The sequence below is a fragment of the Deltaproteobacteria bacterium genome (assembly GCA_019308995.1).
Classification (GTDB): Bacteria; Desulfobacterota; Desulfarculia; order Adiutricales; family JAFDHD01; genus JAFDHD01.
In genome coordinates, this window is record JAFDHD010000116.1 from 1 (window position 1) to 9,575 (window position 9,575).

At 47.9% G+C, this 9,575-nt stretch carries 9 protein-coding genes and 1 tRNA gene; 4 read left to right on the forward strand and 6 right to left on the reverse strand.

Annotated features, from left to right (window positions below; translation table 11 throughout):
• Positions 1-52: 52 nt before the first annotated feature.
• The 3 genes from JRI95_14525 to JRI95_14535 form a co-directional block, all read right to left on the reverse strand.
• Positions 53-1,129, reverse strand: a complete 1,077-nt coding sequence (locus tag JRI95_14525) for a site-specific DNA-methyltransferase (protein MBW2062757.1) — start codon at positions 1,127-1,129, stop codon at positions 53-55.
• A 160-nt stretch (positions 1,130-1,289) separates the two neighbouring features.
• A complete protein-coding gene (locus JRI95_14530; GenBank protein ID MBW2062758.1) occupies positions 1,290-1,934 on the reverse strand; it encodes a hypothetical protein in 645 nt (214 codons plus the stop codon).
• Between the two features lie 398 nt (positions 1,935-2,332).
• Complete coding sequence (locus JRI95_14535) at positions 2,333-3,070, reverse strand: CDP-alcohol phosphatidyltransferase family protein (protein ID MBW2062759.1); 738 nt, start codon at positions 3,068-3,070, stop codon at positions 2,333-2,335.
• 442 nt (positions 3,071-3,512) lie between these two features.
• Here JRI95_14535 and JRI95_14540 point away from each other — a divergent pair.
• Positions 3,513-3,589: transfer RNA gene (locus tag JRI95_14540), tRNA-Arg, on the forward strand.
• 35 nt (positions 3,590-3,624) lie between these two features.
• Here the strand turns inward: JRI95_14540 and JRI95_14545 are convergent.
• The 3 genes from JRI95_14545 to JRI95_14555 form a co-directional block, all read right to left on the reverse strand.
• Positions 3,625-3,843 (reverse strand): tyrosine-type recombinase/integrase, encoded by a 219-nt coding sequence (locus JRI95_14545; GenBank protein ID MBW2062760.1) that lies wholly within the window; start codon positions 3,841-3,843, stop codon positions 3,625-3,627.
• A gap of 80 nt (positions 3,844-3,923) precedes the next feature.
• Positions 3,924-5,162, reverse strand: a complete 1,239-nt coding sequence (locus tag JRI95_14550) for a CoA transferase (GenBank protein MBW2062761.1) — start codon at positions 5,160-5,162, stop codon at positions 3,924-3,926.
• Positions 5,159-6,376: a CoA transferase gene (locus JRI95_14555; protein ID MBW2062762.1), complete on the reverse strand. Its 1,218-nt coding sequence runs from the start codon at positions 6,374-6,376 to the stop codon at positions 5,159-5,161. Before JRI95_14555 ends, JRI95_14550 begins: the two co-directional genes overlap by 4 nt.
• Positions 6,377-7,014: 638 nt before the next feature.
• Here JRI95_14555 and JRI95_14560 point away from each other — a divergent pair.
• The 3 genes from JRI95_14560 to JRI95_14570 all read left to right on the forward strand — a co-directional run.
• The gene (locus tag JRI95_14560; GenBank protein ID MBW2062763.1) at positions 7,015-7,641 is read left to right on the forward strand and encodes a cobalamin-dependent protein; all 627 of its coding nucleotides are present in this window, start codon (positions 7,015-7,017) and stop codon (positions 7,639-7,641) included.
• 43 nt (positions 7,642-7,684) lie between these two features.
• Positions 7,685-8,824, forward strand: coding sequence for a hypothetical protein (locus JRI95_14565; protein MBW2062764.1), 1,140 nt, complete (start codon positions 7,685-7,687; stop codon positions 8,822-8,824).
• A gap of 222 nt (positions 8,825-9,046) precedes the next feature.
• The coding region (locus tag JRI95_14570) for a GTP-binding protein (GenBank protein MBW2062765.1) at positions 9,047-9,575 on the forward strand (529 nt) is incomplete at its 3' end.

A 9,575-nucleotide genomic window follows, 5' to 3' on the forward strand; every position in this document is an offset into this window, starting at 1 on the left:
CACCACAAAACAGCCGCCCAAAAAGCATAAAGCGCGAAAATCTGTTCCATGGCTAAAGCTGGCAAGCCTCACAATATTCGTTCTGAGGCGGCTCTAAATAAGTTACCCTGAATTCATTTTCACCTGTTTCAGATACCGATTCTAAGTCATGTAAATAAAGTTCAATCTCCTGTTTGGTCCGCACTGGAAATTGGTAAACTTTATTTATATATTTCAGAGAATTTCTTGCTTCATTTGTCTTGGTAACAAAATCAAGATGGTTTTTAATTCGGTTTCTAATATACTGATTTGAAAAGTCCCTGATATTTTTTGTTCTCAAGTCAATTGTATCCTTAAAGTTCTTATCAAGCTCATAACCCAGACTGTTGCGGCATGAAGCCATGGCCGCGGACATGGTCGTGCCGGTGCCTAAAAACGGGTCCAGTACAGTATCCCCTTTTACCGAAAACATATTGATCAACCGGTAGGCAAGTTCAAAGGGGTAGGCCCCGCTTCTTTTTCTAATCTTCTTATCATTCAAATCCTGGGTCGTGCCTTTCAAATCCATCCAGACATCAGAGAACCATATATTTCTTTCCTCCCAGAAGATGGCGCTTTGCCGCCTTCTTTGTTTTTCTTTTTCGCTTTTAAATTCTCTAATTGATCCTTTTCTCAATATTAAGATGTATTCATGTTCCAGGGTCACATAGGCCCCGGCAGGCAGCATGCCCGAGCCCATGAACTTGTTGGGTGCGTTCGTTTGTTTCCTCCAGATAATGGGAGGTAAGATACTGAGACCAATATCCATAAGGCGAGACAGGACCCTTGAATGGTTGGGAAAGAGCCTGAAATCCCGGCCCATGGTTCTGACGGCGTCACCAATATTAATGCAGGCTAGGCCGCCGATTTTCAAGACGCGATACACTTCTTTCCAGACCGCGTCGAGTTCTTCATGCATCAACTCAAAAGCCAAAGGGCCGTTTTCTTTTTGCAAGGCCTCTCTGGTGGCAGGATTTTGCGAGCTGAATGTCTCGTCCCACATGGCGATCATGGGGTAAGGAGGCGAGGTAACAATCAAATCCACGCTCTGTGAAGGGAGGGCGCTCATATCTTTGGAGTTACCGAAAATGATTCTATGTGTTGTTTCCATCATCTTTTACTTGGATTATCCCATATTTTCATTTGAAGGTTAAGAATAAATCTGCCTCGACAAATCAATCAATATCAACACATATCAACCTTGGAGAGCTTTGAGCCCACGTCGTCTGCGGCGATCCTGCTAAATAAAAATTTCGATTTGACGCGGATATTTAGAGCTTGTGGCGGGTGACTTCCGGATCTGCTTGATAAACCAAGTCTTTCCACCAAACGATTTTTTTAGAATGATTCAGGGCCAGGCGGCAGGTGTTTGAAATATGGTGCGGCCTTCCTATGTTCTGATAGATACCAGAAATTTGGTTATTCTTAATAGAGTCAAACAAAGTCTCCGAAGTAATGACATGGTCAAAATCAATTCCGACCGATCCGATACTTTTTATTGAATGGCTGTCGCTCCCGGCCAAAGGAATTCTCCCTAAAGCCTGGCAGAGTGCGAAAGACTTTTTGTTGGCTCTGTTGGTAGCCGTTCCGTTAAAGACCTCGATGCAATCCGCTCGATTGAGTGTCCTGATGACGACATCTCTCCGTTTCTTCCCATACTGTATGTTTTTCCAGAAGGGAGCGAATGGATGAGGGATGGAGATGAGGACCTCATAATCAGAGGCTGCCTTCATAAGATAGTCCAGAGAGAGAGGCAGGAAGGAAAAACTATACTTGCGGCGGAATGGTTCTATGTACTGTCGGAAAAAGTTCTCGGCGTCCTGACCATGCCGAAAAAATATTAGCAGTTCAATCCGTTCCTTTGAGCCGATTTCGATAGAGGGAATGGTGGGGATATTCCTCCGTTCAAGCAGCAAGATGCTGCCGCGGATTTCATTGTGGTCTGTAATACAACATCCAATGTTTTTATGCAGACAAGCATATTCTACCTGCTGAACAGTAGCGCTTCCGTCTGAAAAACAAGTATGAACATGAAAATCTACTCTGGTGACTCTTTCCCTGGCTTTTTTATTCCAAGCCAGGTGCATATTGCTGGCAGGGCGAGGAAAATTTCGAGGGGTCTTCCAAAATAAATTGTTATTAAAAAAGAGCCCTTGGGTCTGGGGCCGGTGTATTTTATTCGGATCGTAAAAATGAGGTCCAATAGATAAATTCTTTAAAATAATCGGCAAAGTTAAATAATCCTCATTAACTGGAAATAAGCTTCAAGACTACTTCCTTTTGCAACCGACATGGTTGGGAATTAAACTGATTCTCACGCATCCTCTTCGTCTGATATTGATGTTTTAATCAAAGCGTCTGAGGTATCCAGAGCGTCAAAAATGCGAAGCATGCCAAAAATGCAGCTGATGGCCATATAGGTAATACTGACCATAAAAAAGATCGGCAGGATGTCAAAATTCAACAGATATTTAAAAAGAACTAATATGAAGAAAAGGAACTTAGTTGGGAAGACATAAGCGAATGGGTGTTGATAAAAATTCAATACAATACTAAATGCTGTGTGGTATAAATGAAGGACAAGATAGGCTGCCACCCATCCTGTATAACTAATGTCGCCAAAGAAGATCATAGACAGACCAACGATGACCAATCCGGTGGTATCATTGAGTATGTCCGCCAGCGCCCCGCTGTTCGATTCGACCTTTCTAATTCGAGCCACAGGGCCGTCAAAACTATCTAAAAGGATATGCACCAATAGTACAAGAAAGGCATAATTATACGACTCGAATGCAAAAAATAGAGGGAACAAAATAAGCTGAATCAGAAAGCTCAGGAGGGTGACATGTTTGGGAGATATGTTGAGCCGGATGGCCCAATTGGCAAACCTTTGGAAGAGCCTATCCCGGACGGAAGCCAGGGCGTCTGCTGATTCCTTTTCCTTGGCGCCAAAATAATAAATGAATATTTTTATGGCTCTCGTTTTCTTTTTGGCCTCTTTTCTGGAGACCTCTAATTTGGGCCATCGCTGCTGTTCTACAGGTTGATTCATCTTGCAGATGCTCTATTTTTCATAAATCTTATTATAAATTTTATAACAACCTGACTCAAAATAACATATCAGAGAATAAATATTTTGTCAAGATTATTATTAAGTTATGTGACTTTAATCTGCCTGCGGAAGCCTCTTTTTCACCCAGCGAGATTGAACTTGAATCATCATATTCTAACAAAGATGTTACCAGAAATGCAAATTTTTAATCTTGACCATGATTGAAGAAGGTCTTCAAAGAACAGTCAGAATAACATAGAGGGGCCAAAGAGTCTTAGCTTGGACGTTTTCTAATGCCAAGGATGACAATTGACATAGATCATGCCGTCAGGCATGGAAGACGGCTTGCAAACAGACGGACATTCATGTAAGACTATTCCATAAATCGTGAGTCCTGAAGGGGCATAAAAGCGGGCATGGCCCTTTGTTAAAAACCCGCGTTGCGCCTGTAGCTCAGTTGGACAGAGCAACGGACTTCTAATCCGTAGGCCGCAGGTTCGAATCCTGCCAGGCGCACCAATGAAATCAAGAGCTTAGCCGTTTTGGCTAGGCCCTTAAATTCTTTTTGTCTCCAAAAAGTCTCCATCTTCCCCAAAAATAGCAGTATCGAGTCTCCCTGAAGCTTCACGGTTAACAGGATTCATGAGGTGTCCGTATGTGTCCATAGTAACATTAATAGACGAATGCCCCATTTGAATTTGGATGTACTTGGGGTGTTCTCCCTGGTCAATCAAAAGACTGGCATAAGTGTGCCTTAAATCATGGAAGCGAATCTTTCTTAATCCCGCAGTACGGAGTCCGGCTTGAAAGGCCGGGTGAAAGCGTTAGAGGGTTAGTGACACCTGATCCTTGCCTAGTAGATCACCTGCTCCTCTTCAAGTTCTTTTATTTGCTCCTGAGACATTCCCAGCAGATGCTTAAAGACGTTTTCGTTATGCTCCCCGAGTAAAGGCGCGGAACGATCAATACGGGCCGGAGTGGCGGAAAGTCGCCATGGAGGGGCGATAACCCAGTCTTTCCCGATGACCGGATGCTCGACCTCCATAAAAATACCCCTCTGCCTGAGGTGGGGGTCTTTAAAAAGCCTCTCGCCGCTTAAGGAGGGAGCCGCGGCCACTCCAGCCTTCTGCAGTCTTTCCATGACCTCGTAATAGTCCTGGTCCTTGGTCCATTCGCTGATGATGCGGTCCAGTTCATCCTGATTGCTCCAGCGATGGTGAGCCGTGGTGAACCTCTCATCCTGAGCCAGCTCAGGCATCCCCATCGCCTCGACCAGGGCCTGCCATTCCTCCTCAGAGGCCGCGACGATGCTTATCCAGTTATCGTCGCCTTTACAGCGATAGCAATTATGAGGGGCCATGAACTCCTGTTTGTTACCCTGGCGCTTCTGGACCCTGTTGTTCATGATATAGTCCAGGAGTACCTCACCGCTGAGGGCGACGATGGATTCCTGGGAGGACAGGTCAATATACTGGCCCTCCCCGGTCCGCTGACGAAAGAGGAGGGCAGTCAGAATGGCGAAGGCAGAGGTGGTGGCGCTCCTGAGGTCAATGGCGCCCATAAAATTGCTGGGAGGCCAGTCCTCATATCCGGTGATGTAAGGGAGGCCTGCCAGGGCGGCAAATGTGGGGGCATAGCCCACATACTCCCGCTCAGGACCGGTTTGGCCGCAAGCGGAAGAGGAAAGGTAAATTATGTCCGGTTTAACCTCCTTCATGACTTCATACCCCAGCCCCAATCGCGGCATCACCCCCGGCCGCATGTTCTCCACCGTGACATCACTTATCTGAACCAGTCGCTTGGCGATCTCCACGGCCTTGGGTTTGGAGAGGTTGAGGGTAATGCTGAGCTTATTAAGGTTGAGGTTGTTGAAGACCGATGATTCGTCCGGCGTGGAAAAGCTCTTACCGGTGGTGAAGGAGATAAACCGGGAATGATCTATCCTCCTTCTGCTTTCGACCTTGATGACCTCAGCCCCTAAAAAAGCCAGGAGACAGGTGGCATAGGGCCCGGCCCAGGCTGAAGTGAATTCGGTAATACGCACGCCTTGCAATGGTCCGCTGTTCATCTTATTAACCGCTGCTTCACTCATATCGCACCATCCTGCTCGAGTCTCATCAAGTCCTCCTCGGCATATCCGAGACGCCGGCGGTATATCTCCTCATTATGCTCCCCTAAAAGAGGGGCCGGGCGTGCCAGCCTCCAGGGGGTTTTGGAAAAGATGTAGGACGAGGTCGGAAACCTGGTAATCCGCCCTGCCTCTGGATGCTCCATCTCGACGAAAAAACCGCGGGCCTCCAGCTGCTCAGATCTGACCACATCCTCGGCCGAATTGACCGGAGCGATAGGGCAGCTCAAAGCCTGCCCTTTTCTGAATATCTCCTCCTTGGTATGTTCCATGGTCCATTCGGTTAGAAGTTCGGTCAGTTTATCGGCGTTCTCAGAACGAGCCTGCTGGTCCTTACAAAACTCCTTGTTCGACCACTGCGGATTCCCCATAAGTTCCATGAAGGCCTTCCACTGGTGTTCCTCAGGCGTGACCGAAACCACATAGCCGTCTTTGCAAGGCATCATCCCGCCGGGCATACTCCCCCGCTTCTGACCCTGCCTGGTCATGCTTTCCCCGCTATTGGCAAAGGTAACGCTTTCCACTCTCTGCATGGACAGGAGGGCTTCCTGCTTGGAGAGCTCAATGAACTGGCCCTGGCCGGTAACTCTCTTCCAATAGAGAGCGCCAAGGATGGCCACCACCGCCACCAGCCCGGGATCATAATCACTGCTATAGCTTCCTGGTTTCACCGGGGCGCGTTTAATGTCCGGAGCGGGCATGGGGAGCAGATAACCCTGTCCGCTCACGTGGGCGATGTTGAGCTGATGGGCTTTATAATCCTTATAGGCCCCGCTTTGGCCAAAAGGGGTGATAGAGGCCATGATGAGCCCGGGATTGAGCTCTTTTAAGACATTGTATCCCAGGCCCATTTCTTCCATCTCCCCAGGGGGTCTATCCTCGACCAGGATATCCACCTGTTTGACCAGTTCCTTGAAAATCTTCTGGCCTCCAGACTTTGAGGGGTTCAGGGTGATTCCCAGCTTATTGGTATTGAGATAGAGGAAAAGACCGCTCCTCTCCTGGTGGGGGACGTCTTTGCGAAAGGGACCTCGGCTGCGGGCTTCGTCCCCCTGGCCTGGCTCCTCTATCTTAATAACCTCCGCGCCAAGATCGGCCATGAGCTTGGTGCAGAACGGGGCTGAAACCAGATTCCCAAATTCAAGTACTTTCACACCGGCGAGCGCTTGTTCTGACATATCAGGTCTCCTGGATGCAACATGGCAAAAGGAACATGCCTGTTTATGTGAATTTGAAATCCGTGCAAACTCGGTAAAAGCTCCAAAAGCACTTTACCGCGTCAGGGAATAGCAAGTTGCCTCAGAAGCATCATTTTTCCTTCGAGGCCGGTTAAGGATCGAAAGAAGTGAGGTAAGGATAGCCGAGCCAAGTAAGTCCGTCAAATAAATATTGCCTCGATTTCGCGTTGGTGTTATGACATAACACCTTATGCTGGGACCAAATATAGGAACAGGAAGAGAATATATTTATCACTCTCGCGGATTCTAACACGGAAATTTATCTGTCCCGTGAGACAGCCATTTTAAGATAAAAAGTTTGACGAGAGCCCATGAGATTGATAAAAACCTGACAGGATTCCCAGCCTCCTGTTTTTGTTGTATTGATTAAATTGATGCGGCCAGTCAGGATAAGGCCGTTCACCCGCAAGATACACACCTGAACCAAGGGGTCACAGGGATTTTTAAATCTAAAAAAGCGTACATAAGAACACGAACAGTGCCGTAACGCTGAACCAAAAATGGGCCTTAGTATCCGGCCCGCCCTGCGGGAGGCGCTTTTTTGATATGAACAACAGGCAGAAGGAGGCAATGCGATTATGGGGAAAAGTATAGCACAGGCCCTGGTAGACTTTGACGAGGATTTTGTTTTGGGGGAGGTTACGAACCGGTTGAATAATGGCGAGGAGCCCATACAACTCATACGCGAACTTCAAGACGGGATGGGCCTGATCGGCGAACGGTTCGAAAGCGGAGATTATTTCCTGAGTGAACTCCTGATGTCCGCGGATCTTTTTACCCGAGCCATGGAGGTTCTGGAGCCGAAATTGGAAGACACGGCTCTGGAGACGATTGGCAAGATCGTTATCGGCACTCCCAAAGGGGATATCCATGACATTGGCAAAAATATTTTTTGCACCGTTGCCAAGGCTGCGGGGTTCGAGGTACACGACCTGGGGGTTGATGTCCCTGTGGAACGCTTCCTGGAAGCGGTCGAAGAAGTGAAGCCCCAGATCCTTGGTTTTTCAGCCTTAATAACCACAACCTTTAAGCCCATGAAAGAGGTTGTGGACCTGCTTGTCGAAAAAGGCTTGCGAGAGAACCTGAAGGTTATCGTCGGCGGCGGCGTGACCAACGAGACAGTCAAGAGGCATGTGGGCGCGGATGGGCAAACCACGGATGCCCTTGCTGGCCTGAACCAGTGCAAGAAGTTTGTGTCACTATAGTATAATAACTGGCCGGTGATATAAAACTGGAGGTAATTCAAATATGCCAGAAGAAACAATGACAGCCTGGGAGAGAATGGAAGCAGCAGTGAAGCTTAAGCCTTTGGACAGGATCCCCTGCGCTCCGCTCATGGATATTTATTTCCCCGCCCGATACAAGGGCATTCCTATTGTCGAGGCGATGAGAGACTGGAAAAAGGGCTTTTATTCTATTGTTGATATCTTTGAGGAAGTGAGTGGCTGGGACGGCATGATCCTGCCAGGATACAGCATCCCGGCGACCCCTCACGTCTATTCCGGGATAGGACTCGGGAAAAACCTGTTTCCAGGTCTAGAACTGGGCAAGGATGAGCCTGTCCAATTCCAGGAGAGAGAGGTTCTCAAACGCGAGGATTATGACGATATTATCAACCTTGGATGGAATAATTTCAAAGTAAAGCACAAAGACCGGTTTAACCCCCAGAATGAGGAACGAATTATCAGATGGACTCAGAGACAGATGGAGAAATATAAATATGAAATAGAGTTCTGGAAGACCCGGGGCGTCAGGAGTCTTTGTGGGGCCATGGTTTCATCGCCGCTAATGACTCTTTCCACTTCGCGCTCCCTCCTTCAAATTACCAAGGATATCTATCAAATTCCGGACAAGCTGGAAGCGGTTATGGAAGCCATGATGGATGACTTCATCTCCGATACAATTGAGGCGGCGAGAATCAGCGGAGAACCGGGCGTATTCCTGGTCATGGAGCGCGGCGGGAGCTTTTACTATCCTTTAAAAATTTACGAGCGTTTTGAATATCCTCATATGAAGAGGATGGTGGAGGCGTTTGCCGCCGAAGGATTTATTACGGTGATGCACCTGGATCAGGATTACACCCTGAACCTGCCGTATTTCAAGGACCTGCCTCCGAAGATGGTTGTAGCTGAGTTGGACAGCTGCACCGACATCTTCAAGGCCAAGGAGGTGCTCAAGGGGCATATGTGTATTGCCGGCGACGTCCCGGCAGCCCTGTCATCCCTTGGCACTCCTGAAGAGGTGGAGGAATACTGTAAAAAACTTATAGATGTGGTCGGAAAGGATGGAGGATTTATCCTGAGTACAGGCTGCACCTGTCCGGTAGAATGCAGAATGGAAAATTTTAAAGTCATAATTGAAACGACCAGGACTTATTACCCCCACTAAATTAGCGGTTGACCCCTCAAAGCCATCTGAAACCGCTGAAGATTCATCAGGTGTTTAAACATGCCGGGCGTTCAGGATGAGGGTTCTTCAAAGGCGGAAGCCATGTTTGCTCTTGTCTCTGGACACATAAGTACAATACCAAAGGATGAAGACGGCCGCGGAGAGGCGCGACATTTTTAAATTCAGAAAAAAGCAGGCGTCATCCCCAAGCAGGCTCGACTGATGAATAACGCAATTACTCAAAAAAGAGATGATAAGGCCCGGGTGATGCTCCTGGTGGGATTCCTAGGGGCTGGCAAGACAACGCTTTTGAAACATATCCTTTCATGGAAAGCTGACATGAGCGATACCGTGGTCATAGTCAACGAACTCGGCGATATCGGCATTGACGGCTCTCTCCTTCAGGGGGAAGAGTCCGACATCATAGAACTTACCAGCGGATGCATCTGCTGTACGCTAATTGTTGACCTGAAGGTGCTGCTCAAAAGAATCTGGGAGCGTTTCAATCCCCGGTGGCTCTTCATCGAGGCTTCAGGCGTGGCAGACCCGGCCTCGCTTAATTCTCTATTCCATGAGGACGAAATAAAACAGCACACCGAATTTTTCCAGATCATCACCATCCTGGATGCTGAGTGCTGGGAGATGCGAGAGATCATGGGTCAGTTATTTCATCGTCAGCTTGACGCCGCAGACCTGATTCTTTTGAATAAGATTGATCTCCTGGATACGGACAAGGTCAAACGGTGCATAA

Bases quoted from the DNA above. Each gene is read 5' to 3' on its own strand.
- JRI95_14525 (MBW2062757.1), bottom strand. From the start codon at position 1,129: ATGGAAACAACACATAGAATCATTTTCGGTAACTCCAAAGATATGAGC.
- JRI95_14535 (MBW2062759.1), bottom strand. From the start codon at position 3,070: ATGAATCAACCTGTAGAACAGCAGCGATGGCCCAAATTAGAGGTCTCC.
- JRI95_14550 (MBW2062761.1), bottom strand. From the start codon at position 5,162: ATGAGTGAAGCAGCGGTTAATAAGATGAACAGCGGACCATTGCAAGGC.
- JRI95_14555 (MBW2062762.1), bottom strand. From the start codon at position 6,376: ATGTCAGAACAAGCGCTCGCCGGTGTGAAAGTACTTGAATTTGGGAAT.
- JRI95_14560 (MBW2062763.1), top strand. From the start codon at position 7,015: ATGGGGAAAAGTATAGCACAGGCCCTGGTAGACTTTGACGAGGATTTT.
- JRI95_14565 (MBW2062764.1), top strand. From the start codon at position 7,685: ATGCCAGAAGAAACAATGACAGCCTGGGAGAGAATGGAAGCAGCAGTG.